This window comes from Streptomyces pratensis (assembly GCF_016804005.1).
Classification (GTDB): domain Bacteria; phylum Actinomycetota; class Actinomycetes; order Streptomycetales; family Streptomycetaceae; genus Streptomyces; species Streptomyces pratensis_A.
The window spans coordinates 6,304,323-6,328,459 of sequence record NZ_CP051486.1 but is presented as its reverse complement, the minus strand read 5'-3'; the positions used below and the strand labels follow the sequence as shown (position 1 = coordinate 6,328,459).

Genomic DNA, 24,137 nt, shown 5'->3' with positions numbered 1-24,137 from the left:
GACGCGTGGAATTACGTGCACGCAAACTCGTTGTGACCGGCGTGCTGGGCATTCTGGGTGCCTTCGCCGGTGGAATCGCCGTCGCGGTGCAGCCGGAGGATTCGGCCGGTCCCGCCCGCGCTGCTTCCTCGGTTGCCATGGACGATGAGATTCCGCCTTCCGCGGTCGAGGATTTCCGTTACCCCGGCGCTGATCGGATCCTCGCGGAAAAGGGCATCAAGCTGATCAGCGGGGACGGTCACATCCTCCTTGCCGAGTGCGGCGCCACTGCCGACCAGATCAAGCTTTGGTCCCGTAAGGGTGATTTCTGCTTCCAGGCCAAGGGATCCACCGGACAGCTCTCCCTTGAGGCGCCCGACGTGTGGGCCCTGGAGACCTCCACCCACCCGATCAGCGCCGAACTCACCGCCGAGGGCGAGACGCAGAGCGTCGACCTCCCCCAGGACGGCTACAAGCTGGTCGGTGAGGGCAACAGGGAGGCGCCCACCACGGTCGTCGAGATCCGCGTGACGGGCTGACTCCCGTCGGGGTTCGCCCCCCGTGTCCGGGTGACGGCTGGTGGTGGGCCGGCCGGGCCGGGGGTGTGGCGGTCCCGGCCGGCGCCGGGTGGACGGTGGCCGTCCGCCGGTGCCGCAAGCTCCCCGGCGTCACCTGCCGAGGACCTTGGCCACCTCCTCGGCCATCACCCGGTACCCGGCGTCGTTCGGGTGCAGCGCGTCCCCGTGGTCGTACGCGGGATCGAGGCGGTCCGGGTCCGACGGGGAGGCGAGTGCCTTGTCGAAGTCGGCGTACGCGTCGAACTCCCCGGAGCGCCGGATCCAGTCGTTGACCTCGTTGCTGACCCGTGCCGCGTGCGGGCCCCAGTGGTCGGAGCCCTTGAGCGGCAGCAGGGTCGCCCCGACGGCCTCCAGACCCTTGTCGTGCGCGGCGGCGATCAGCTCGCGGTACCCGGCGACGATCTCGGCGGACGTGACCACGGGGGCGGGCCGGTACGTGACGGGCGGGTTCGGTCCCTTCGCGGCCTCGCTGAAGCCGATGTCGTTGAGCCCCACGAGGACGACGACCGTGGAGGCGCCCGGCTGGTCCAGGACGTCGCGTCCGAAGCGGGCGGTGGCCCGTTCGCCGTACCAGGCCGAGTCGTTGAGCAGGAGGTTGCCGCCGATGCCCTGGTTGACGACGGGCCGCCCGGTCAGCTCGGCCAGGACGTCGGAGTAGCGCCGGTCGGTGTTGGGCGTGGAGCCGAAGCCGTCGGTGACGGAGTCCCCGAACACGACGATGCCGTCGCCCGGCTTCCCGGCTCCCGGTCCGTAGGGCCCTTGCTCCGCCCCGCCGACCTCGACGCCCGAGAGGTAGTACCAGGACCGGGTCCTGCTGGTGTACGCGGTGCCGGCCGTGTCGGTCCTGTGGTCGCCCTCCGCCCGGTAGGTGTCGGTCCAGCCCTGCGCGTGGAAGGTGGCGGGGCCCGTCGTCCCCGCGAGGAAGAGGGTGACCGTGACCGACTCCAGCTTCTCCAGGTCCATGCCGACCGCGTCGCTGCGCAGTTCGCCGTGAGCCCGTATCCGCGCGGACTGCCTGCCGTCGAAGGTGAGGCGCCGGACAGAGCCCTTCTCGACGGCCGCGCCCCGGGCGGTCCGGGCGATCGTCGCGCCGGTGATGTGCAGCGGAGAGGTGCCGTAGGTGTTGGAGAGCCGGATCCGGGCCAGCTTCCCGCCCTCGGTGACACGGACGACCTGGCGCACGGACTGGCCGGAGAAACCCTCCTGGGACCAGTTGGGTGTGAAGCCGGTGCTGGGTGACTGGGGGGAGGCTCCCCACGCCGCGGTCCAGGGGACCGGGGCGGCCTCGCCCGGGCCGGCGAGGATGCCGACGGCGAGGGATCCGGCGGCGAGAGGAACGGCGATGCGGCGTACGCGGGCGAGGTCCACGTCTACTCCTAATGGGTCTGGCGTGCTGTTAAGGTGAGGCAGACCCTATCAGGGGAGTGGGGTTAAGGGAACCGTGGATCCGTTTAGTCGATCGGCTCGGTGCTCCGGGAGGCAGCGGTCGGAAGGCGGCGGCGAGGGAGGCGGCGGGCCTCACCACCTCCCGGAGCGGGGCCCGGCCGGGCTCCGGCCCGTAGCTCCTGGGTGCAGCACTTCACGCTGCCGCCGCCCTTGAGCAGCTCGCCCAGATCCATGGGTACCGGGTCGAAGCCCCGGTCCCGCAGGGGGTCGAAGAGCCCCACGGCGGCCTGCGGGAGCACCACGTGGCGTCCGTCGCTGACCGCGTTGAGGCCCAGCGACGCGGCGTCCGCCTCCTGTGCCAGCAGCGCGTCGGGGAAGAGCCGGGACAGCACGGACCGGCTGCCCGGCGAGAAGGCCCCGGGGTAGTACATGATCTCGTCGGCCGCGTCGTCGAGCACGCACAGCGCGGTGTCCAGGTGGTAGTAGCGCGGGTCCACCAGGTCGAGGCCGATCACCGGGCGCCCGAAGAACTCCTGGGCCTCGTCGTGGGAGAGCGGACTGGACCTGAAGCCCCGCCCGGCCAGCACGTACGAGGCGGTCACGGCGAAGTCGCCCTCGCCTTCGTTGACATGGGCCGGCTCGTGGATCTCGGTGAAGCCGTTGGCCCGGAACCACTCCCGGTGCGCCTCGGCCTCCGCGTACCGCTCGCGGTAGGCGAACAGGGCGCCGAGCACCCGGCCGTCGATCACGGTGGCCCCGTTGGCGGCGAACACCATGTCCGGCAGGTCGGGGCGGGGGGTGAGGAGCTCCACCGTGTGGCCGAGCGACCTGTAGCGGTCGCGCAGGTCCTCCCACTGGGTCGTGGCCAGCGGCAGGTCGACGGGTTTGGACGGGTCCATCCACGGGTTGATGGAGTAGGTGACCTGGAAGTGGGCCGGGGCGCACATCAGGTAGCGACGGGGGGTGGCGTCACGGGTCAATGCAGGCTCCTCGCGAACGGCGGCCGCGGCCGCGGAACGGTGGGATGCGCACGGGGTGTGTGCGTGCCTTCATGGTGCGCCGCGCCGGGCCGTCGCGCTGTGATCCGTTCGGGTGGTTCGCGCGGGACGACCGGACCATGGGCAAGACGATACGTTTCGGGTCGTGAGCCGTAGGCTGGCCGGATGTCACCTCACAGGACCCCTGACTCCAGCCGCCGGAGCGACCGCTCCCGCCGCGCGATCCACGACGCGGCGCTCGCACTCGTCGGCGAGGTGGGCTACGCGAAGACGACGATCGAGGGTATCGCCGCCCGGGCCGGGGTCGGCAAGCAGACGATCTACCGGTGGTGGCCGTCGAAGGCGGCCGTGCTCATGGACGCGTTCCTCGACATGGGGGCCCGGCAGGCGGCGGAGGCGGACGCCGCCGGCGGCGGGGAGCACGGGATCCCGGACACCGGGGACCTGGCGGCCGACCTCAAGCTCGTCCTGCGGGCGACGGTCGACGAACTGAACGACCCCGTGGCGGAGGCTCCCACCCGGGCGCTTGCCGCCGAGGGCATCATCGATCCGGTGCTGGGGGCTCAATTCGTCGAGAGTCTGCTCGAACCCCAGCTTCAGTTGTATGTCACACGTCTGCGTGCGGCGCAGGCGGCCGGAGAGGTGCGCGCGGACGTCGATCCGCGCATCGCGCTGGAGCTCCTGATCGCCCCGCTCACCCACCGCTGGCTACTGAGAACGCTTCCGCTCACCCACGCCTACGCGGACGCGGTCGTCGACCACGCCCTGCGCGGGCTCCTGGTCCAGCCGTGAGCCGTGTGCGCATTTCATGACATTCCGTATGAGCGTGCCGACCCGTGCGCGACCGCCCGAGCACCCCGCTTCGGGACTCTGGCCACCCGAGGAGCAGGATGGTGCGACCATGGAGGTACAACCGCTGAGGTGAGGGGATAGATGGGCGCCGATTCCGGCCGCTATCGCGGCACAGAGGGCAGGATTTCCCAGTGGCTGCGCAGGCGGCCGAAGACACAGCCGGAGGCCGACCACGCGGCGCGGCTGGCGCTGCTCCTGGCCGTCGCCGAGGCAGGAATGCCGATCTCACCCGCCGCGCACCCGTCCGGTTACCAGTGTTCGTGCGAACGCATCGGCTGTCCCACCCCCGCGCGGCACCCCCTCTCCTTCGCCTGGCAGACGCAGTCCACGACGGACCGCGCCCAGATCGAGCGCTGGGCGGCCAACCAGCCGCTGGCCAACTTCATCACCGCGACGGGCACGATCCACGACGTCCTCGACGTCCCCCTCACGGCCGGGCAGGCCGCCCTGGAGCGGCTCACCGCGGCGGGCATCGACGTCGGGCCCGTGGCCCGGTCCGGCACCGACCGGATGCTCTTCTTCACCGCCACCCGCGGCACCCCCGAGGACGAGGACGAGTGGTGGCCGTGCGAGCTGGACTGCCACCCCGAGACCATGGACGAGCACCCGGGTCTCCGCTGGCACTGCCGGGGCAGCTACGTCCTCGTGCCGCCCGCGAGGCTCCCGGGCGAGCTGGACGTGCACTGGATCCGAGGCCCGGAGAACCCGCTGCCCGACCCGCTGACCCTGCTGGAGACGCTCACCGACGCCTGCGCGCAGTACGCGGACACGGCCGACGCGAGCGACCTCGACCACGATTCGGTGGCCTGGCCGCTCAGCCGCTGAGCAGCCACCGTCCGGTGGGCCGTGCACCGAGCCGCCGGGCGACCACGACCCGGTGGCCGGCCGGCCGCAGACCGGGGCCCGCGCCGGACGCTGCCGGTCCCTGAGGCCGACGCGGTCGACGAGGCCCGCGCGGTCAGGAACCCTGCGCCGCGACCAGACCGGGCAGCCGGTTCAGCACGCGCACCCTGCCCTCCGCGCCTTCCGCGCTCCCCGCACCCTTCTTCGGTACGTAGACCAGCTGGCTGGAGACCCGCTCCTTGGTGAGGGTGCTCTTCACCTCGCCGGTCAGCAGCGCCTGCACATCCTTCGTGACCGTCGGCCGCAGGCCCTGGGCCGCCGTCTGCCGCTCGAAGTGCTTGCTGCTGAAGAAGACCAGGGCCCCGCCGTCCTCCGTCGTCAGGCCCAGCGGCGCGAACGACCCGGAATCCAGCGCCTGGTCGACGTACTGGTAGGAGAAGCCCGCCTTGCGGGTGTTCTTCCGCGCCTCCCGCCAGCCCGAGGTCATCGACCCCGGAGCGAACACGTCAGGCGTACCGTCCCTCAGGTAGTCCGTGTACGCGGTGCTGAGGTCCGCCGGCGGGGTGGCCAGCACCGCGTCCGTGTCCTCGGAGGGCACGGGCTGTGCCCAGCCGTCGGCGTCCTCGCGGAACTTCGGCACCTCGGCGGAGGAGGCGACCGCCAGGTAGGAAGCCTTCCACAACGCGTCCGGACCGGTGCGGACGAACGCCAGCAGCCAGCGGGTGTCCTGCTTCCCGCCGTCCTGGTCGCGATTGGAATCGGTGTCCGCGAGGAACCAGCGCGGCCAGCCCGCCTTCTTGGGGATGACGTAAGAGGCGTCCGTCAGCTCCAGCGGCTGGTGCTGCGCGTTGCCCTCCGGGCTGTTCTTCTGCCGCGCGGCGAGACCTGCCTGATTGATCGCGCCGAGCGAGCCGGTCACCCGGTCCTCGTCGAGCGTCGGATCGTAAGCCTTGTCCGCCTTGTTGTACGCGACGGTGAAGTCCTCCAGGGCCTTCGCGGCCTCGGACTCCGTCGCTCCCGGCACGACTTCCAGTTCACCGTGCACCGTCACGCAGCCGCTCGCCGTGACGACCAGTACCGTCGCCGTCGCGAGCCCCGCCGCCAGTCGACCCAGCCTTCTCATCCGTTGCCTTCTGCGCCTTCTGATCCGTCGTCCGCACTGACCGCCTGAACCCTACCGGGGACGGGAACCGCGTGAGCGGGGGGATGAGATACAGCGCCCAACCGTGACTTCAGGAAGGCCTGTCCGTGCCGGCCCCGGAACGGGAGGCCCGGTGCGGTACGACCAGCGGCACCCCTGTCCGGGGATGGGGGAACACCTCGACGGGCTGCCGGTACACCTCGCCGAGCAGCGTCCGGGTGAACACCTCGGTGGGCGGTCCGGCCGCCGCGACCCGGCCGTGGTCCAGGACCACGGCCCGGTCCGCGTACGCCGCGGCGAGGCCCAGATCGTGCAGGACCACGACCACCGCGTCGCCGGCGGCGGCCCGTTCGCGGCAGATCCGCAGCACCAGCTCCTGATGACGCAGGTCCAGCGCGGCCGTCGGTTCGTCCAGGAGCAGCAGAGGGGTGCGTTGCGCCAGCACACGGGCGAGGGCGACCCGGGCGCGCTCGCCACCGGAAAGCGCGGAGAACGGGCGGGCGGCGAACTCCGTGACCTCCGTGGCGGCCATCGCCTCGTCGACCGCGGCGTCGTCCTCGTCCTCCCGTGCCGTCCCCGCCCAGGGCGCCCGGCCCATCCGGACGACGTCCTCGACCGGGAAGGGGAAGGCGAGGGCGGCGGACTGCGGCAGAACGGCCCGGCGCAGGGCCAGTTCGGGTGCGGACCAGAGGGCCACCGGCCGTCCGTCGACGCGTACCTCGCCGCTGTCCACGGGCAGGTCGGCGGCCAGCGCCGCGAGCAGCGTCGACTTCCCGGCTCCGTTCGGTCCGACGAGGGCCAGCACCTCGCCCGCCCGGACGGTCAGGTCCACGGAATCGAGGACGGGCCGCCCGCCCAGCCGGACCCCCGCCCCGGCCACCTCGGCGGCGGCGGAGCCCGGGGGCACGGGGGAGGGGAGCTCCCGGCCACGGGGCGCGAGCAGCGCCTTGAAAGGGTTCATGCCCAACCACCTTGCTTGCGACGGGTCCTGCGCAGCAGCCAGAAGAAGAACGGACTGCCGAAGAGGGCGGTCAGCACACCGAGCGGGAGCTCGGCGGGAGCGGCGACGGTGCGCGCCGCGAGATCGCCCGCCACCAGCACGAGCGCGCCGCCGAGCGCGCTGCCGGGGACGAGGAAGCGGTGTCCGGGTCCGTTCGCCATCCGCAGCAGATGCGGAACGAGCAGCCCCACGAAGGAGATGATCCCGGCGACGGCGACCGCGGCGGCGGTCAGCAGCGCCACCACGAGGACGAGCGCGATCCTCAACCGCTCGACGTCGACACCCAGATGCCGGGCGGGCCGCTCGCCGAGCGCGAGCAGATCCAGCTTCCTGGCGTAGAACGGGGCCACGAGCAGGCCCAGTGCCGCGCACGGCAGCACGGCCATCACCTTCGGCCAGGTCGCCTGGGACAGCGAACCGAGCTGCCAGAACGTGATCTGGGTGATCTGCGCGTTGTCCGCGAAGAAGATGAACAGGCCGATCAGGGCGCCGGCGAAGGCGTTGACGGCGATACCGGTGAGGATGAGCGTCACCACCTCCGTCCGCCCTCCGGAGCGCGAGAGCGCGTACACCAGCAGGACCGTGGCGAGACCGGAGACGAACGCGCAGACGGTGATCGTCCAGTTGCCGAGGAAGGTCAGCCCGAACGCGATCGAGGCGACCGCCCCGACCGCCGCACCCGAGGAGATCCCGATGACACCGGGCTCCGCCAGCGGATTGCCGAACACCCCCTGCATCAGGGATCCCGCGCAGCCGAGGGAGGACCCGACGAGCAGGGCCAGGACGACCCTCGGCAGCCGCACGTTCCACAGGACGCTCTCGCCGACCCGGTCGAGCGCCTGCCCGCCGAGGCCGACACGGTGCTGGACGGACGAGAGGACGTCGCCGAGCGGAATGCTGTACGCGCCGAGCCCGGCGGAGAGCAGGCAGCCGACGAGCAGCGCGGCGGACAGGGCGGCCGTGAGGACGAACGCCTTGCCGCGCCGCTCCGGGGTGCCCCCGGGCTCCGGTGAAGGCCCGGCCTCCGCGGCGCCCCGGGGCTCCCGGGCGTCCCCGCGCTTCGTGGTGTCCCCGGGCTCCCGGGCGTCCCCTGTCTCTGTGGCGTCCCCGGGCTCCGGTGTGTTCCCGGGCTTCGTGGTTTCCCCGGGCTTCGTTGTGGATTCGTCGTACGAGGCGGTCGTCACTTGCTCTCGGCTCCTCGGCCCGCGGTGGCGGAGTTCTGGGGCAAACGCACGGGTGCACCGTCCTGAGCTGTCACGGGAGCTGAAGTGATGGAGGGGCTCCGACACTTGACTGAAGAAATATTAGGTTAGCCTTACCTCTCCATCCAGTCCTGGGGTGGATCGAGGTCCCGGCGACAGCGCCGGCCCGTCGACGTGGCCGGTGGCGCCTGAGGGTCCGCCCGGTGTTTGAATGCGGGTGTGAACGACTTCGAGGTACCCGACGGCATCGACGTCCTGCGCGTGTTCTGCGGCCCGGACGGCCGCCACGGCAACCCGCTCGGCGTCGTGCGCGACGGGCGCAGGTATCCCGGCAACGAGTCCCGGCAGGCACTGGCGCGGAAGCTCGGCTTCAGCGAGACGGTCTTCGTGGACGACCCGGAGCGCGGCACCGTCGACATCCGCACGCCCGGGCTGCGGCTGCCGTTCGCGGGGCATCCACTCGTCGGTGCGGCCTGGCTGCTCGACGTCGAGGTCCTGGAGCTGCCCGTCGGGGATGTGACGGCCCGCCAGGACGGCGAGTTCACCTGGATCACGGCCCGCCCGGAATGGTCGGCGCCGTGGACGCTGGAGCGGTACGCGTCGGTCGCGGAGGTCGAGGCCCTGGCGGGGCCGCCGCCCGGCGAGGGCTGGCTCTACGTCTGGGCCTGGGAGGACGAGGCCGCCGGCCGCGTGCGGGCACGGGCCTTCCTCCGGGGCGACGACGACATCGAGGAGGACGAGGCGACCGGTGCGGCGGCCATGCTGCTGAGCGCGGAGCTCGGCCGCGCCCTCAACATCACACAGGGGCGCGGCTCCCAGATCCTCACCGCACCCGCGCCGGACGGCGCGATGGAGGTCGGGGGCCGCGTCCTGCTGGTGGTCGCGTCCTGACGGCGCGCGTCCCGGCTAGGCGCTGAGCGGGAAGGCCTCGCCCAGCTCGCGGAAGACGGCGGTGTTCAGCGCGAAGGCGCGCTTGCACTCGTCGACGATGCGCTGCTTCTCCAGGTCGTCGGCGTTCACCGCGTCCAGCAGCTCCCGGTACTCCCGCTTGAAGGCCGCGGGGTTGGGGATCTGCTCGAACACGTAGAACCGCACCCCGTCGCCCTTGCGCTCGAAGCCCCAGGTCTTCTCCGCCGTACCGCGGATGATCTGGCCGCCCGAGAGGTCACCGAGGTAACGGGTGTAGTGGTGCGCTATGTATCCGGCTGGCCACTCACGGGCGCACTCGGCGACCCGGGCCGCGTACGCGGCGGTCGCGGGCAGGGGCTCCAGCCCTTCGCGCCACCCCTCGCCCCGCAGGTGGGTCAGATCGCGCTCCAGTTCGGCCGAGCGCATCAGCTCCGGCTGTATGAAGGGCCCGGCGACCGGGTCCTCGCGCAGGGTCTGCGCGCCGTCCTCCAATGCCCGGTAGACGAACCACAGCTGCTCCGTGTAGCGGGTGTACGCGTCGACACCCAGCCGCCCTCCGAGCATGTCGCTCATGAAGGTCGACGACTCCGCCTCGGTGTGCTGCTCGTGCGAGGCGGTGCGGATGAGGGTCGAGAAGGGCGTGGTGGTGGCGGGCGAGTCCAAGGCGGGCCTCCGGGGACCGAGGGGACGGGAAGTCCGGACAGATGTGTACATACGGGCAGCAGCTGTACGCGCCGCCGCACGCCGATGCGATGATCCTCCTACTTAGGCATACCTAAGTCAACAGGTTCCCGACCGGCTGTCGGTAAAAACGTCCGGGGGAGGCGCCCCTACGGAAGCGTCAGGATGTCCGCCCCTGTCTCGGTCACCACCAGTGTGTGCTCGAACTGCGCGGTCCGCTTCCGGTCCTTCGTCACCACGGTCCAGCCGTCGTCCCACATGTCGTAGTCATGGGTCCCGAGCGTCAGCATCGGCTCGATGGTGAAGGTCATCCCGGGCTGCATCACGGTCGTCGCCGACGGGCTGTCGTAGTGCGGGATGATCAGGCCGGAGTGGAACGAGGAGTTGATCCCGTGCCCGGTGAAGTCCCGCACCACCCCGTAGCCGAAGCGCTTGGCGTACGACTCGATGACGCGCCCGATCACATTGATCTGCCGCCCCGGCCGCACCGCCTTGATGGCGCGGTTCAGCGACTCCCGGGTGCGTTCCACGAGGAGCCGTGACTCCTCGTCGACGTCGCCGCAGAGGTAGGTGGCGTTGTTGTCCCCGTGCACGCCGTCGATGTACGCGGTGACGTCGAGGTTCACGATGTCGCCGTCCCGCAGCACGGTGGAGTCCGGGATGCCGTGGCAGATGACCTCGTTGAGCGAGGTGCACAGCGACTTCGGGAAGCCCCGGTAACCGAGGGTCGACGGGTACGCGCCGTGGTCCACCATGAACTCGTGGGCGACCCGGTCGAGTTCGTCGGTGGTGACCCCCGGGGTGATGTGCTTGGCGGCCTCCTCCATCGCCTGCGCCGCGATGCGGCCCGCGATCCGCATGCGCTCCACGGTGTCGGAGTCCTGGACCTCCGGCCCGGTGTACGGCGTGGGAGCGGGCTTCCCCACGTACTCGGGGCGCCGGATCCTTCCGGGGACGGAACGGACGGGAGTGATCTCCCCTGGTGCGAGAAGCGACTGGCCAGACATGTCAGCGAGTCTAACCAGCGCGCTCGGGGCACCATGGCAACGAGGAAAGGATCCCGCGATGGCCCTGTTCAAGAAGCGCACGGTGGGCAAACCGGGCGAATGGTACTACTGCCTGGAGCACAGATCGGTCGAAGAGGGCCCCGAGTGCCCCGGGAAGGACCGGTTCGGCCCGTACGCCACCCCGGGGGAGGCTCAGCGCGCGATGGACACGGCGCGTGAGCGGAACCTCGAATGGGAGAACGACCCGAAGTGGCACGACCGCTCGGCCGGGCGGACGGACGAGACGCCGGACTAGGCGTCTCGTTCCGATCGTGCCGGGCGCGCGTGCCCCGGCGCCGCACCTCGTGGCGTCGTCAGTCGGCCCGGGCGGACACCGCGGGCACTGCCCGCCGCGTCCGCGCGCGCCCGCCGGAGCTCCGGGCGGGCGCGCTCTCCGGTCACCAGCGGGCCGGTGGCGGGGCCGTCAGCTGGTCGGCCAGGCGGGAGAGCCTGTCGCGGAACGTGCGACGGCCCCGGGGGGACGGGGCGCCGTTCTCCCCCGCTGCCGCGCTGACCAGGTGCTGGACGGTGTCCAGGTCGACCTCGTCCTCCTCGGAGACCGTGAGCGCCTCGTGGGCGAGGCCCCGTACCTCCGGGTCGCCGCAGTCCAGGGTGAGTACGGTCGCCCCCGAGCGGCGCGCGTCGTGCACCCGTTCCAGCAGGCCGCCGTCCGGTCGTTCGGGGGCCACCACGAGCAGCGTCTCACCGCGTCCGGCCGCCTCGATGCGGCCCAGACCGACGGCCAGGTGCACCGGATCGTCCGGCTCCACCCGGTGGCGTACGAGCGTGGGCCGCAGCTGCGGGAGCCCCGACCACGTGGACTCGTCCACCAGGTGCGCGGCCATGTGCCACGGCTCGTAGACCTCGGTCCCCACCAGCAGCAGCCCGCCGCCCTGCGGGACGACGGACGACCGCAGGGCCCGGGCGAACCCCCGGGCCGCCGAGGGCCACTCCGTCCCGGCGAGCACGTCACGCAGCAGGGCGACACGCACAGCATCCATGACCCGGCATCATGCCCCCAATGCCCGCCCGGGGCTGCCCGAACGCGGCAGTCCACCCGGACGAGAACTGCCGGAACCCGGCACTGCCGTCCCCCTCCCGGCCCGGTCACGATGCCGCCATGACTACCGCGAACGCCTTCACCTGGGCCTGGTCGGCCGGCTGGACACTGCTGGTCCTGCCGCTCTCGATCGCGCTCCTGCGCGGCCGGGCCGCCGCATGGGCGCGCCGCCGCGCCACGCCCCGCATGCTGCGGATGCGCGGCATCGGAGGCCTGATCCTCTGGGCGAGCGCCGTGACGTCGGCCGTGCTCCTGTCGGCCGGGGTGTACGGCGACCGCTACTACCTCGGGGTCCTGGTGGGACCGGTGGCGGTGCTCGCCGCGGTCGTCCTCGTCGCCGTGACGGATGTCGCAGAGCGGCGACGGAGCAGGGTGCCCTTCCCTACCTCGCAGTAGGGTCGGCGCCATGACTACGAATGACAGTGGCAGCGCCCCCAAGCCCCCCGCCAAGGACCCCTGGGACCTCCCCGACGTGTCAGGCCTGACCGTGGGCGTACTCGGTGGAACCGGACCCCAGGGCCGCGGACTCGCCTACCGCTTCGCCCGTGCCGGACAGAAGGTCGTCATCGGCTCGCGAGCCGCGGACCGCGCCGAGGCCGCCGCCGCCGAACTGGGCCACGGCGTCGAGGGCGCGGACAACGCGGAGTGCGCGCGCCGCAGCGACATCGTGATCGTCGCCGTTCCGTGGGACGGCCACGCCAAGACGCTCGAGTCCTTGCGGGAGGAGCTGGCCGGAAAGCTCGTCGTCGACTGTGTCAACCCGCTCGGCTTCGACAAGAAGGGTGCCTACGCCCTGAAGCCCGAGGAGGGCAGCGCCGCCGAGCAGGCCGCCGCCCTGCTGCCCGGCTCCCGGGTCACCGCGGCCTTCCACCACCTGTCGGCGGTGCTCCTCCAGGACGAGGCGATCGAGGAGATCGACACCGACGTGCTGGTGCTCGGCGAGGCGCGCGCCGACACCGACACCGTGCAGGCGCTCGCGGGCCGCATCCCCGGCATGCGCGGCATCTTCGCCGGCCGGCTGCGCAACGCGCACCAGGTCGAGTCTCTGGTCGCGAACCTGATCTCCGTCAACCGCCGCTACAAGGCACACGCGGGGCTGCGCACCACCGACGTGTGAGCCCGTGCCCGGAGCCGAAACGGGCATGAGGGACACTGGACGGGACCGCGCACCACCCCCGGACAGGAGCACCAGCCCTCATGCCCCGCCTCGCTCTCTACTCCATCGCCGTATGCATCCTGGCCGTCGCCGCAGCCGTGGTGTCCTTCGTCGAGGGCAGCCTCCTCGGGATCGTCTGGGTGCTGCTGGCCGGCCTCTCCTCGAACATGGCGTGGTTCTACGTGCGCAAGCACAAGGCGGAGTCCCGCGCCGAGGCCGCCGCGAGCTAGCCGATCAGCGCACAGCCCGGGTCCTGGTCGCCGAACCACTCCTGCCAGAAGCGGTAGCTGTCGAGCCCGCAGTACGTCTCGACCTCGCTGACGCCCAGGCCCCGCAGCAGCGCGTCCACCGCGTCGAAGAAGACCCCGTTGACCTCCGGGATCCACAGGAGCGCGAAGACCGCGATCAGGCCGAAGGGCGCGAACGGCTCCACCTGGCGACGGACCTTGTACGACAGCCACGGCTCGATCACGCCGTAGCCGTCGAGGCCCGGGACCGGCAGGGAGTTCAGGATCGCCGCCGTCACCTGGAGCAGCGCCAGGAACGCCAGCGCGAGCCGGAAGGGCATCGGGACGCCGTCCAGGGCGCCCAGCCAGAACGGTGCCGTGCACACGACGGCGAACAGCACGTTCGTCAGGGGGCCGGCCGCCGAGATCAGGCTGTGCTTCCACCGCCCGCTGATGCGGCCCCGCTCGATGTAGACCGCCCCGCCCGGCAGACCGATGCCGCCCATGATCACGAACAGCACGGGCAGCACGATGCTCAGCAGGGCGTGGGTGTACTTGAGGGGGTTGAGCGTCAGGTAGCCCTTCGCCCCGATCGAGATGTCGCCGCTGTGCAGCGCGGTGCGCGCGTGGGCGTACTCGTGGAGGCAGAGCGAGACGATCCAGGCGGCGGTGACGAAGAGGAAGACCGCGGAGCCGGTCTGCTCGGCGAAGTCCGTCCACACCGCCCAGCCCGAGACGGCCATGACGGCGACGATGCCGAGTAAGATCGGGCTGACCCGCCGGTCGCTGGGGCGGCGGAACGCGGTGGTCATCGACGGCACTCCTGGGAGCTGGACGGCTGCTGGGCCCCCGAGCGTACGGGTGACACGGCGAGAACGTCTCACGAGTGGGTGGTAGTTCCTCGGAGGGCCGGGCCGTCACGGACAATGGGCCCGTGCACTACGGCATCCTCGGTACCACCCGCGCCCTCCGCGCCGACGGAACGGCCGTCGCCCTCGGCGGGGCGCGGCTGCGCGCCCTGCTCACCGTGCTCGCCCTGCGACCCGGGCGCACGGTCCCCGCCGGGGTCCTCGTCGACGAGGTCTGGGACGGGGATCCGCCCGCCGACGCCGCAGGCGCCCTGCAGGCCCTCGTGGGACGGCTCAGGCGTGCGCTGGGCCGGGAAGCGGTCGAGTCCGTGGAGAACGGCTACCGCCTCGCCGCCGACCCGGACGCCGTGGACCTGCACCGCTTCGAGCGGCTCACGGGGGAGGGCGCCCGGGCCCTGGAGGACGGCGACGCGGCGAAGGCCGTCGTGGTCCTCGACGACGCGCTCGCCCTGTGGCACGGGCCGGCCCTCGCCGACCTGCCGGACCGCGCCGTGGCAGCCGCCCGCTGGGAGGCGAGGCGCCTGGACGCCCGCCGGACCCGGATCGAGGCGGTCCTCGCGCAGGGCCGCGCCGACCACGCCCTGCCCGAACTCGCCGGGCTCTGCGCCGACCACCCGCTGGACGAACCCCTGCAGGTACTCCGTATCAGGGCGCTGCGGGACGCCGGGCGCACCGCCCAGGCACTCGCGGCGTACGAGGAGGTGCGCACCCTGCTCGCCGACCGGCTCGGCACCGACCCGGGTCCCGCGCTGCGCACCCTGTACGAGGGACTGCTGCACCAGGACCCGCCCGCCCCGGTCCCCGCTTCCGCCCCCCTTCCCGCACGGGCGGGCAATCTGCGGGCCAGGCTCACGAGCTTCGTAGGACGTGAGGCGGACATCGCGGACCTGCGTGAGGACCTGACCCGGACCCGGCTGGTCACCCTGCTCGGCCCCGGCGGAGCCGGTAAGACGAGGCTCTCCCAGGAGGCGGCGGAATCGGTCGACCCGGCCGCCTGGCCGGACGGCGTGTGGCTGGCCGAGCTCGCACCGGTCGACGATCCCGAAGCGGTGCCGGAGGCCGTCCTCACCGCGCTCGGCGGCCGCGAGACCGTGCTGCGCGGGGCGGGCGCCGAGGAGCTCCGGGCGGCGGAGCGGGGCGCGGGGGAACCTCTCGCCCGACTCACCGAACACTGCTCCGGGCGCCGGATGCTTCTGCTCCTGGACAACTGTGAGCACCTCATCGAGGCAGCCGCGGCCCTCGCCGACCACCTGCTCGCCCGCTGTCCCGGGCTCACCGTCATCGCGACCAGCCGTGAGCCCCTCGGCGTACAGGGCGAGTTCGTCCGGCCGGTCGACCCGCTGCCCGACGCGATGGCGCTGCGCCTGCTCGCCGAGCGCGGCGCCGCCGCGCTCTCCGGCTTCAGGATCGACGCCGACGAGCCGACGGCGGCGGCCTGCGCCGAGATCTGCCACCGCCTCGACGGGCTCCCGCTCGCCATCGAACTGGCCGCCGCCCGGCTGCGGATGCTCACCCCTCGCCAGATCGCCGACCGTCTCGACGACCGATTCCGCCTGCTGACCGGCGGCAGCCGCACCGTGCTGCCGCGCCAGCAGACCCTGCGCGCCGTCGTCGACTGGTCCTGGGATCTCCTGGACGAGGACGAACGCACCACCCTGCGCCGGCTGTCGGTCTTCTCCGGCGGCTGCACCCTCGCCGCCGCCGAGGAGGTCTGCGCTGGACGGCGGCAGGACGCGCGCGACGTCGCCGGGGTGCTCGGCTCGCTCGTCGACAAGTCCCTCGTCGTCGCCGCCCCCGCCGGGGACGGCCGGATGCGCTACCGCCTCCTGGAGACCGTCGGGGAGTATGCCGCAGAACGGCTCGACGAGGCGGGGGAGCGGGGCGTCGTCGAAAGGCAGCACCTTGCGTTCTACCGGGAGCTGGTCCGCACCACCGACCCCGAACTCCGGGGCGCCGGACAGCTCGCCGCCCTCGAACTGCTCCAGCGGGAGTACGAGAACCTGCGCACGGCCCTGCGGCACGCCGTCGCCGCCGGCGACGAGCAGGAGTCACTCTGCATGGTGCTCTCGCTCGCCTGGTACTGGCAGATGCGCGATCTGCGCAGCGACGCGCTGCAGTGGGCCGAAGCCGTCTCCGCGCTCGGCCCCGACCCGTTCGCCGCGAACGCCGGTGTCGCGCCCTCGCTCACCGAACGCTGTACCGACGCGCCACCGCCGATGAGTCCCGACATGCTCCAGGAGGCGCGGCGCCAGGTGGCACTGGTCCATATGGCCAGCGTGGACCACGCGATGGACGTCTGGGCGAACGAGTCGGGCATGGCTCGCCTGCGGGCCACCGCCGCCGCCTACCGGCCCGGCCAGCCGCAGACCTGCCGCAGCCCGGGTTCGCTCTGGTTCTTCGCCGTCGTGCTCACCGGTGACATCTCGGACCTGCGCAGGGTGCTGGACGAGACGGTCCAGGCCTCACGGGAGCTCGGATTCGACTGGGAGCTGGCCGCCGCGCTCCAGATGCGCGCCAACGTGCTGGCCAACCGGCCCGACTGGGCCGGCGCGGCGCAGACGGACGCCGACGAGAGCCTGGAGATCTTCCGCCGGCTCGGCGACGACTGGGGTGCGGCGGAGGCGCTCTCCTCGCGTGGCGAGGCCAACGAGAAGAGGGGCGACTACACCCGGGCGGCCGACGACTACCGGGCCGCGATCGGGTACGCGGAGAGGCTCGGCGCCCGGGCCCAGGTACTGGTGCTCCGCACCCGGTACGCCTCCGCCCTGGTCGAACTGGGCCGCGGTGCGGAGAGTGAGGCGATCCTCCGGGAGGTGCTCGTCGAGGGGCGGCACGCGGCGCACGAGTCGACGGCGTTCGCCCGGTTCTTCCTGGCCATGTCGCTGGGCACGTCCGGCCGTACCGACGAGGCTCGTGAGCAACTGAGCGTGCTGCAGGAGAATTTCAAGTACGCAGCCGTAGGGGTCTTCGAAGCGTTCGTCATGGGCGGCCTTGCCTGGCTGGACAACCAGGAGGGGCTGTACGCGGACGCCCTGACCCGCAGCCGGGAGGCGCTGGCACTGTCCGACGACCGGTTGTCGCAGATGGTGGCGCCGCAGATGCACGTGCTCTACCTGGTCTCCGTGGCACGGGCGCTGGGCGGGCTCGGCGGGGAGCCCCGGGCCGCCCTCGCGGCGCGGCTGCTGGCCGCCGCACAGGTGCTCCTGCCGGAGGGGTACGTGTCGACGACGATGGAGCGGGACAACTACGCCGCGGCCGAGGAGCTGGCCCGGGGTGTCCTCGGGGACACCGCGTACGAGGCCGCCTACGCCGAGGGCGGCGGCCTCACGGTCGAGGAGGCCACCGCCCTGGTCCACGCGTACACCGACGCCTAGCGGTCAGGTCTTCTTGCGGAACTTGGACACCGCGAGCGGTGCCATGACGGCGGTGATGACCACGGTCCAGCCGAGCGTCAGCCAGACCGAGTGGCCGAGTGGGACGTCCATCATCAGGCCGCGGGCCGCGTCTGCCAGGTTGGACAGCGGGTTGTAGTCGGTGAACGTCTGAAGCCAGCCGGGCATGGTCCCGGTCGGCGCGAAGATGGACGAGCCGAACTGGAGCGGCATCATCACGATCATCCCCATCCCCTGCACCGCCTGGGGCGTCTTCAGGCTCAGCCCGAGCAGGATGAAGATCCACATGATGGCGGCGCCGAACGCGGCGGCCAGGGCGATCGCCCCGACCAGTCCGAGCACCGTCCCCTGGAGCTCCATGCCGAGCGCGAATCCCATGGCGAGCAGGATCAGGGTGGCGACCAGCATCCGGCCGAGCTCGACCACGATCTTGGCGATGAGCACCGAGGACCGGGCTATCGGCATGGTGCGGAACCGGTCCATGACCCCCTTGCGGAAGTCGTCGTTGACACCGGAGCCGACCGCCATGGCGATGTTCATTCCCATCATCGCCATCAGACCGGGGATCAGGTAGTTCAGATAGTCCTGCCGGTCGCCGCCCAAGCTGCTGCCGACCGAGCCGCCGAAGACGTAGACGAACAGCAGCACGAAGATGACCGGCATCAGGAGCGCGTCGAACATCGACTCCGGATCCTTCTTGATCTGGAGCAGATTGCGCCGCACCAGCGCCCCGATGTGGCGCAGGTTGTTCCGCAGCCCGATCCGGCCCTCGTCATGGAGCTCCGTGGCCGGTGCGGAGGGGGTCGCGTCGGTGGGGGTGGGCGTCAGAGTCGTCGTGCTCATGCCGCGACCTCCTGGGGGGTGTTGTCGGTGACGGTGGCCTTGTCGCCCGTGATGGCCAGGAACACCTCGTCCAGGCTGGGCAGTGCGGTGGCCACGTGGGCGAGGGAGAAACCCCTGGTGCCGAGCAGCCCGATGACGGCGGTGAGCTGCTCGTCGCTGAGGATCGGTACGTACAGCAGACCCTCGTCGGGGACGGTCTGCGCGCCCGCGACGCCGTCGAGACCGGCCTCGCGCACCGCCTGCGCCATCGCGGCGAGGTCGGCCGGGTCGGAGGGCCGGATCCGCAGGGTGCGGCCGCCCACCTTGGCCTTGAGCTCGTCGACCCCGCCCCGGGCGATGATCTTGCCGTGGTCGATGACCGTGAGCTCACTGGCGAGCTGTTCGGCCTCTTCCATGTACTGGGTGGTGAGCAGCACGGTCGCCCCCTCCGCGACCATCCGCTGCACCTCGTCCCAGACCTCGTTGCGGGTGCGGGGGTCGAGCCCCGTGGTCGGCTCGTCCAGGTAGAGGACGGCCGGGCTGCCGATCATGGACGCGGCCAGGTCCAGCCGCCGCCGCATGCCGCCGGAGTAGTCCATCGCGGCCTTCTTCGCCGCGTCGGTGAGCGAGAAGCGCTCCAGCAGCTCGTCCGCGCGGGACCGCGCCTTCTTGCGCGGCAGGTCGAGCAGCCGCCCGATCATGTAGAGGTTCTCCCAGCCGGAGAGCTTCTCGTCGACCGAGGCGTACTGCCCGGTCAGGCCTATGGTGCGGCGCAGCTGGCGGGGCTGCCTCACCACGTCGTAGCCCGCCACGACCGCGTGTCCGGCGTCGGGCTGGATCAGGGTGGACAGGCAGCGTACGAGGGTGGTCTTGCCGGCACCGTTGGGACCGAGCACGCCGAGGACGGTGCCCTCGCGCACGTCGAGGTCCACGCCGTCCAGTGCCTTGGTCGTGCCGTAGTGCTTGACCAGCCCCCGTACCTCGACGGCGTTCGTGCCGCCCGTGAGGTTCTTGTCGTATCGCGTCATGGGGACCATCAGACCAGCCGCCACCGACAAGTCACCGACATGTCGCTGACAGCCCGACGACAGCCCGACGACAGCCCGGCGCGGGCGGGTGGCCCGGCTGCCGGCGCGGAGACGGGCGACAGCCCGCCGATGGGGGAAGTCGGCGGGCTGTCGGTGGTGCGGCAGTGGTCGAGGGGCGTCAGTGGAAGGTGTGCTCCGCCGCCGGGAAGGTGCCGCCGACGACCTCGTCGGCGTACGCCTTGGCGGCGTCGGTCATCACCTGACGCAGGTTGGCGTACTGCTTGGTGAAGCGCGGCACCTTGCCGCCGGTCAGCCCGACCATGTCGGTGTAGACCAGTACCTGCGCGTCCGTGTCGGGCCCGGCGCCGATACCTACGGTCGGGATGTGCAGGGAGCGTGTCACCTCGGCGGCCAGCTCGGCCGGCACGAGTTCGAGGACCACGGCGAACGCGCCCGCGTCCTGCACCGCCTTCGCGTCGCGCAGGAGCTGCTGCGCGGCTTCCTCGCCGCGGCCCTGTACGCGGTAGCCCATCGCGTTGACGGACTGCGGGGTCAGGCCGATGTGGCCCATGACCGGGATCCCGGCCTCGACCAGGAGACGGATCTGCTCGTGGGAGCGCTCGCCGCCCTCCAGCTTGACCGCGCCTACGCCCGCGTCCTTGATCAGCCGGGTGGCGTTGCGCAGGGCCTGGACCGGGCCCTCCTGATACGCCCCGAAAGGCAGGTCGGCCACGATGAGGGCGCGCTTCGTGCCCCGCACGACGGCGGCCGAGAGGATGGCCATCTCGTCCATGGTGACGGGCACCGTGGTCTCGTAGCCGAGGTGGCAGTTGCCCATGGAGTCGCCGACGAGCATGACCGGGATGCCGGCCTCGTCGAAGACGGACGCGGTCATCGCGTCGTAGGCGGTGAGCATGGGCCACTTCTCGCCGCGCTCACTGGCGGCGGCGATGTCGTGGACGGTGATGCGGCGGGTGCTCTTCCCCCCGTACAGCGCCTTGCCGGCGCCGGGAGTGGGTCCCGCGGGAGGTGTGGCGGACTGGTTCTGCGCAGCCTGAAGCGACATGGCCAACGGCTCCTTCGTCATCTCGAGGCGCCCTGACGGCGTCCCCGGATCCCTTCCATGGTGGCATCCCGCAAGCGTTCCCGGGAAGTGGGCCCACCGCCTGCGGTGCGCGCCGACCGGGTAAAGTCTTTCCAATACGAGACGGTATCGTATTGGAATTCGGTTAGAGTCCTGGTCATGTCCATACCGTCCGGCGCACCCGCCGCCGCGCCCCGCGTCCCGGAGGCGGTCCACCGCCGCCGCTGGGCCATCCTCGGCGTCCTCATGTTCAGCCTGCTCATCGTCGTTCTGGACAACTCGATCCTGAACGTCGCGGTCAAGACGATCGCCGCCCCCGCACCGACCGGTATCGGCGCCACCCAGAGCGAGCTCGAGTGGGCCATCAACTCCTACACGCTCGTCTTCGCCGGGCTGCTCTTCACCGCCGGGCTGCTGGGCGACCGTATCGGCCGCAAGAAGGTGCTGCTCGGCGGCATCCTGGTCTTCGGCATCGGCTCGGCCCTCGCGGCCCTCTCCTCCACGCCCGGCGAACTCATCACCTGGCGCGCGCTGATGGGCTTCGGCGCGGCGTTCGTGATGCCCGCCACCCTCGCCGTCCTGATGAACGTCTTCGAGCGCGACGAGCAGCCCAAGGCCATCGGCATCTGGGCCGGCAGCGTCGGCCTCGGCATCGCGATCGGGCCGATCACCGGCGGACTGCTCCTGGAGCACTTCTGGTGGGGCTCGATCTTCCTGGTCAACGTGCCGGTGGTGGTCATCGCGCTCATCGCCATGGCCGTCCTCGTGCCCGACTCCAAGGACCCCGCCCCCGGACGCGTCGACCCGCTCGGGGTCGCCCTGTCCGTCGTCGGCCTCGTCCTGCTGGTGTACGGCATCATCCGCGGCGGCGAACTCGCCACCTTCACCGACGTCACGGTCCTCGCACCGGTGATCGGCGGCCTGCTGGTGCTGGCGGTGTTCGTCCGGCACGAGAAGCGCAGCAGCCACCCGTCGATCGACATCTCCTACTTCCGCGAGCCGGCCTTCGCCGCCGCCGTCGCCGCCATCGCGCTGGTCTTCTTCGCGCTGATGGGCGTCACCTTCTTCTCCGCCTTCTACCTGCAGAGCGTGCGCGGCTACACGGCGCTGGAGTCCGGGCTGCTGATCCTGCCGCTCGCCGCCGCGCAGATGATCTTCGCGCCGCGCGCCCGCCTCGTCGTCGACCGGTTCGGGGCCCGCGCGGTCTGCACCGTGGGCATGCTGCTCGTCGCCGCCGGTCTCGCGGCCTTCGCGCTGTTCGACGCCGACACCCCCCTGTGGGTGCTGTGCCTGGTCTTCTTCGTCCAGGGCACCGGCATGGCGCACATCATGCCGCCGGTCACTGTCGCCGTGATGCAGGCGCTGCCCCGCGAGCGGGCGGGCTCGGGATCCGCCATCAACAACACGTTCCGCCAGGTCGGCGGGGCGCTCGGCATCGCCGTGCTCGGCTCGGTGCTGTCCACGGTCTACCGGGGTGACATCGAGGGCCACCTCGACGGCGTACCGGCCGCCGCGCGGGACGCCGCGGGGGAGTCCATCGAGGCGACCCTGGGTGTCGCGGAGAAGCTGGGTCCGGCCGGGAAACCGCTGGTCGCCGCAGCGAACGACGCGTTCATCAGCGCGATGCACGTCACCGCACTCGGTTCGGCGGCGGTCGCGCTCATCGGCGCGGCGGTGGTCGCGGCGTTCCTGCCGGGCAGGCAGCCGGCACAGGGTGTGCCGGACCGCGCCCTGGACGGGGCCGGGGAGCCGGCGCACCGGTCCTGATCCGCCGCCATGGCCGGGGGAGCCGCCACGAGGCGGCGGAGGCCGCCGCGACACGGTGAGTCGCTCCACCCCCGGCCGGTCGGCGAGAATCGAGACGTACGGCGAACAGCGACACGGCGGACGGCGCAGCGAGAGGCGGCCCAGGTGCGGCAGGCGGCACAGAATCCGGTGCAGGGCCCGGCGGGCCCGTCCTGCGAGGGCCCGGAGCCGCGTCGCGGCCGCCCCCGCAGCGCGGCCGTCGAGCGTGCGATCCTCGACGCCGTCCTGCAGCTGCTGGAGTCGGGGGAGACCCTGGACGGCCTGTCCATCGAGCGCATCGCCCGCACCGCGGGGGTCGGCAAGGCCACCATCTACCGCCGCTGGAGCGGTAAGGAGGAGCTCTTCGTCGACGTCCTGCGCGACATCGAGCCCGCCGACCCCACCGTCTCCGGCACCGCCGGCCTCGACGATCTGCGCGCGCTGCTGGAGTCCATGCGCACGCGCGGTCTCGCGCAGCGCTCCTCCGCCCTCCTGCACAACGTGTTCGTGCAGATGAAGAAGCACCCCAGGCTCTGGACCGAATACCAGAGCACCGTCATCGCGCCGCGCCGCGCCGCGATGCTGGCCGCCGTGCAGCGGGCGGTCGACGCGGGTGAACTCCGCGACGACCTCGACGTGGAGCTCATGGACGACCTGTTCCTGGGGCCCATGCTCGTCCGCACCGTCCACCGGCCCGAGGCGCCCCTGCCGGAGGACCTCGCCGACCGCATCATCCGTACCCTCCTCCAAGGACTCGCGCCACGTTCACCGGAACCGCAGGTCACAGACCTGGAACGGGCCGACACCCCTGTGTGATCGTTCTGTCACAAGCCCCACAACTGTGGCCACGGCCGGAACCCGCCATGCCGGATCGGTCGTCCTGATGGCAGTACGGCCGTCGTCGACGGCGAGAACGGCGTCACCCATCGCCTAGGGTCGGGAGGCGCGGTGATGTGTACGGCAAGGCAGTGAGGACGAGCGCAATGGTGCAGGCGTACAGGGCGGACACCGAGAACGCCGACGCGGGTCCGCAGCCGGAACCCCGTCTGCGGGCCCTGCGTCACAGACTGGCCTCCGACAGGGGCATCTGGCGACGCGGCATCCTGCTGGCGCTGTGCTCGGTCGTCCTGACCGTCGTGATGGTCTACCACTCCGACATCCCGAACGCCGTCGGCAACCTGGGCAGCCTCATCGAGACGTTCCTGCCCTGGTTCGGCCTTCTCGTGCCGGTGCTGCTGATCCTCGGCCTGGTCCGGCGCTCCGCGACGGCCCTGATCGCCCTCGTCCTGCCCGTGGCGGTCTGGCTCAACCTCTTCGGCGGCCTGCTGTTCGCCGACAAGTCGGGCACCGGCGGCGACCTCACCGTCGCCACGCACAACGTCAACGCGGGCAACCCCGACCCCGCGGGCACCGCCCAGCAGGTCGCGGGCTCCGGGGCGGACGTCGTGGCCCTTCAGGAACTGCCGAGCGGCAAGGTGGCGGCGTACGAGGACGCGCTCGCCGACCGCTATCCGCACCACTCCGTCCAGGGCACCGTGGGGCTGTGGAGCAAGTACCCGGTGACGGACTCCAAGCCGGTCGACATCAAGCTGGGCTGGACCCGTGCGATGCGCGCCACGGTCACGACCCCCGAGGGTCCGGTCAAGGTGTACGTCGCCCACCTCCCCTCCGTGCGGGTCAAGCTGCACGCGGGCTTCACCGCCAACCAGCGGGACGACAGCGCGGACGCCCTGGGTGAGGCGATCGCCGACGAACCGCTGGACCGGGTGGTGCTGCTCGGCGACCTGAACGGCACGATGAACGACCGCTCGCTGAACGCGGTCACCGCCCAGATGCGCTCCACGCAGGGCGCGGCGGGCGACGGGTTCGGCTTCAGCTGGCCCGCGTCCTTCCCGATGGCGCGGATCGACCAGATCATGGTGCGGGGCGTCGAACCCCTCGCCTCCTGGACGCTCCCCGCCACGGACAGCGACCACCTCCCGATCGCGGCCCGCGTACAACTGTGAGCGCCGCCGCTTCGACAGGCGGTACGCTTCCGCCCATGTCCAGCCCCGAGTCCGACAGACTCCGGCCGCCGGTTCGCCGGTGGCCGGTCACCG

Annotated in this window: 24 protein-coding genes; 12 read left to right on the top strand and 12 right to left on the bottom strand. The window is 71.8% G+C overall.

Annotation, left to right across the window (positions count from 1 at the left end):
• Positions 1-5: 5 nt before the first annotated feature.
• Complete coding sequence (locus HED23_RS26250) at positions 6-518, top strand: hypothetical protein (protein ID WP_238442109.1); 513 nt, start codon at positions 6-8, stop codon at positions 516-518.
• Between the two features lie 129 nt (positions 519-647).
• On the opposite strand, the gene HED23_RS26245 is transcribed toward HED23_RS26250, so the two are convergent.
• Together HED23_RS26245 and ddaH are read right to left on the bottom strand one after the other, a co-directional pair.
• Positions 648-1,925 (bottom strand): SGNH/GDSL hydrolase family protein, encoded by a 1,278-nt coding sequence (locus HED23_RS26245; protein ID WP_203185848.1) that lies wholly within the window; start codon positions 1,923-1,925, stop codon positions 648-650.
• A gap of 83 nt (positions 1,926-2,008) precedes the next feature.
• Positions 2,009-2,923 (bottom strand): dimethylargininase, encoded by a 915-nt coding sequence (gene ddaH, locus HED23_RS26240; protein WP_238442108.1) that lies wholly within the window; start codon positions 2,921-2,923, stop codon positions 2,009-2,011.
• A 183-nt stretch (positions 2,924-3,106) separates the two neighbouring features.
• Here ddaH and HED23_RS26235 point away from each other — a divergent pair, with 183 nt between their 5' ends.
• Together HED23_RS26235 and HED23_RS26230 are read left to right on the top strand one after the other, a co-directional pair.
• Positions 3,107-3,733 (top strand): TetR/AcrR family transcriptional regulator, encoded by a 627-nt coding sequence (locus tag HED23_RS26235; RefSeq protein ID WP_203185847.1) that lies wholly within the window; start codon positions 3,107-3,109, stop codon positions 3,731-3,733.
• Positions 3,734-3,874: 141 nt separating this feature from the next.
• Positions 3,875-4,618 carry a bifunctional DNA primase/polymerase gene (locus HED23_RS26230; protein ID WP_203185846.1) on the top strand — a complete coding sequence of 248 codons (744 nt, stop codon included), beginning with the start codon at positions 3,875-3,877 and terminating at the stop codon, positions 4,616-4,618.
• A gap of 133 nt (positions 4,619-4,751) precedes the next feature.
• Here HED23_RS26230 and HED23_RS26225 read toward each other — a convergent pair whose 3' ends face one another.
• From HED23_RS26225 to HED23_RS26215, 3 genes are all read right to left on the bottom strand, one after another.
• Positions 4,752-5,759 carry a hypothetical protein gene (locus HED23_RS26225; protein ID WP_203185845.1) on the bottom strand — a complete coding sequence of 336 codons (1,008 nt, stop codon included), beginning with the start codon at positions 5,757-5,759 and terminating at the stop codon, positions 4,752-4,754.
• Between the two features lie 109 nt (positions 5,760-5,868).
• Positions 5,869-6,738, bottom strand: coding sequence for a heme ABC transporter ATP-binding protein (locus HED23_RS26220; RefSeq protein ID WP_203185844.1), 870 nt, complete (start codon positions 6,736-6,738; stop codon positions 5,869-5,871).
• Entirely contained in the window at positions 6,735-7,961 is a 1,227-nt protein-coding gene (locus HED23_RS26215; protein WP_203185843.1) for an iron chelate uptake ABC transporter family permease subunit, read from the bottom strand. The genes HED23_RS26220 and HED23_RS26215 overlap by 4 nt, the downstream gene beginning before the upstream one ends.
• Positions 7,962-8,198: 237 nt before the next feature.
• Between HED23_RS26215 and HED23_RS26210 the strand changes: the two genes are divergently transcribed.
• Complete coding sequence (locus HED23_RS26210; protein WP_203185842.1) at positions 8,199-8,870, top strand: PhzF family phenazine biosynthesis protein; 672 nt, start codon at positions 8,199-8,201, stop codon at positions 8,868-8,870.
• 15 nt (positions 8,871-8,885) lie between these two features.
• Here the strand turns inward: HED23_RS26210 and HED23_RS26205 are convergent, their stop codons facing one another.
• Positions 8,886-9,551, bottom strand: coding sequence for a heme oxygenase (biliverdin-producing) (locus HED23_RS26205; RefSeq protein WP_203185841.1), 666 nt, complete (start codon positions 9,549-9,551; stop codon positions 8,886-8,888).
• 167 nt (positions 9,552-9,718) lie between these two features.
• Positions 9,719-10,576: a type I methionyl aminopeptidase gene (gene map, locus HED23_RS26200; protein WP_203185840.1), complete on the bottom strand. Its 858-nt coding sequence runs from the start codon at positions 10,574-10,576 to the stop codon at positions 9,719-9,721.
• 58 nt (positions 10,577-10,634) lie between these two features.
• On the opposite strand from map, the gene HED23_RS26195 reads away from it, so the two are divergent.
• Positions 10,635-10,871, top strand: a complete 237-nt coding sequence (locus HED23_RS26195; RefSeq protein WP_203185839.1) for a hypothetical protein — start codon at positions 10,635-10,637, stop codon at positions 10,869-10,871.
• Positions 10,872-11,013: 142 nt separating this feature from the next.
• Here HED23_RS26195 and HED23_RS26190 read toward each other — a convergent pair whose 3' ends face one another.
• A complete protein-coding gene (locus HED23_RS26190; RefSeq protein WP_203185838.1) occupies positions 11,014-11,616 on the bottom strand; it encodes a hypothetical protein in 603 nt (200 codons plus the stop codon).
• Positions 11,617-11,735: 119 nt separating this feature from the next.
• On the opposite strand from HED23_RS26190, the gene HED23_RS26185 reads away from it, so the two are divergent.
• From HED23_RS26185 to HED23_RS26175, 3 genes are all read left to right on the top strand, one after another.
• Positions 11,736-12,071, top strand: coding sequence for a hypothetical protein (locus HED23_RS26185; protein ID WP_203185837.1), 336 nt, complete (start codon positions 11,736-11,738; stop codon positions 12,069-12,071).
• 10 nt (positions 12,072-12,081) lie between these two features.
• Positions 12,082-12,792, top strand: a complete 711-nt coding sequence (gene npdG / locus HED23_RS26180; protein ID WP_203185836.1) for an NADPH-dependent F420 reductase — start codon at positions 12,082-12,084, stop codon at positions 12,790-12,792.
• Between the two features lie 80 nt (positions 12,793-12,872).
• On the top strand, positions 12,873-13,061 hold the full coding sequence (locus HED23_RS26175) for a hypothetical protein (protein WP_203185835.1): 189 nt from the start codon (positions 12,873-12,875) through the stop codon (positions 13,059-13,061).
• Here HED23_RS26175 and HED23_RS26170 read toward each other — a convergent pair.
• The gene (locus HED23_RS26170) at positions 13,058-13,870 is read right to left on the bottom strand and encodes a site-2 protease family protein (RefSeq protein ID WP_203185834.1); all 813 of its coding nucleotides are present in this window, start codon (positions 13,868-13,870) and stop codon (positions 13,058-13,060) included. The two genes, HED23_RS26175 and HED23_RS26170, sit on opposite strands and share 4 nt — an antisense overlap.
• A gap of 122 nt (positions 13,871-13,992) precedes the next feature.
• Between HED23_RS26170 and HED23_RS26165 the strand changes: the two genes are divergently transcribed.
• Entirely contained in the window at positions 13,993-17,301 is a 3,309-nt protein-coding gene (locus tag HED23_RS26165; RefSeq protein WP_203185833.1) for a BTAD domain-containing putative transcriptional regulator, read from the top strand.
• 3 nt (positions 17,302-17,304) lie between these two features.
• On the opposite strand, the gene HED23_RS26160 is transcribed toward HED23_RS26165, so the two are convergent.
• The 3 genes from HED23_RS26160 to panB form a co-directional block, all read right to left on the bottom strand.
• Positions 17,305-18,162 (bottom strand): ABC transporter permease, encoded by an 858-nt coding sequence (locus HED23_RS26160; RefSeq protein WP_203185832.1) that lies wholly within the window; start codon positions 18,160-18,162, stop codon positions 17,305-17,307.
• Positions 18,159-19,178, bottom strand: a complete 1,020-nt coding sequence (locus tag HED23_RS26155) for an ATP-binding cassette domain-containing protein (protein WP_203187637.1) — start codon at positions 19,176-19,178, stop codon at positions 18,159-18,161. Before HED23_RS26155 ends, HED23_RS26160 begins: the two co-directional genes overlap by 4 nt.
• 169 nt (positions 19,179-19,347) lie before the next feature.
• Positions 19,348-20,235 carry a 3-methyl-2-oxobutanoate hydroxymethyltransferase gene (gene panB / locus HED23_RS26150; RefSeq protein WP_203185831.1) on the bottom strand — a complete coding sequence of 296 codons (888 nt, stop codon included), beginning with the start codon at positions 20,233-20,235 and terminating at the stop codon, positions 19,348-19,350.
• Between the two features lie 177 nt (positions 20,236-20,412).
• Between panB and HED23_RS26145 the strand changes: the two genes are divergently transcribed.
• The 3 genes from HED23_RS26145 (at position 20,413) to HED23_RS26135 (ending at position 24,044) form a co-directional block, all read left to right on the top strand.
• Positions 20,413-22,020, top strand: coding sequence for an MFS transporter (locus HED23_RS26145; RefSeq protein ID WP_203185830.1), 1,608 nt, complete (start codon positions 20,413-20,415; stop codon positions 22,018-22,020).
• 144 nt (positions 22,021-22,164) lie between these two features.
• Positions 22,165-22,854, top strand: a complete 690-nt coding sequence (locus HED23_RS26140) for a TetR/AcrR family transcriptional regulator (protein WP_203185829.1) — start codon at positions 22,165-22,167, stop codon at positions 22,852-22,854.
• A gap of 167 nt (positions 22,855-23,021) precedes the next feature.
• Entirely contained in the window at positions 23,022-24,044 is a 1,023-nt protein-coding gene (locus HED23_RS26135) for an endonuclease/exonuclease/phosphatase family protein (protein WP_203185828.1), read from the top strand.
• The last annotated feature ends 93 nt before the right edge of the window (positions 24,045-24,137 follow it).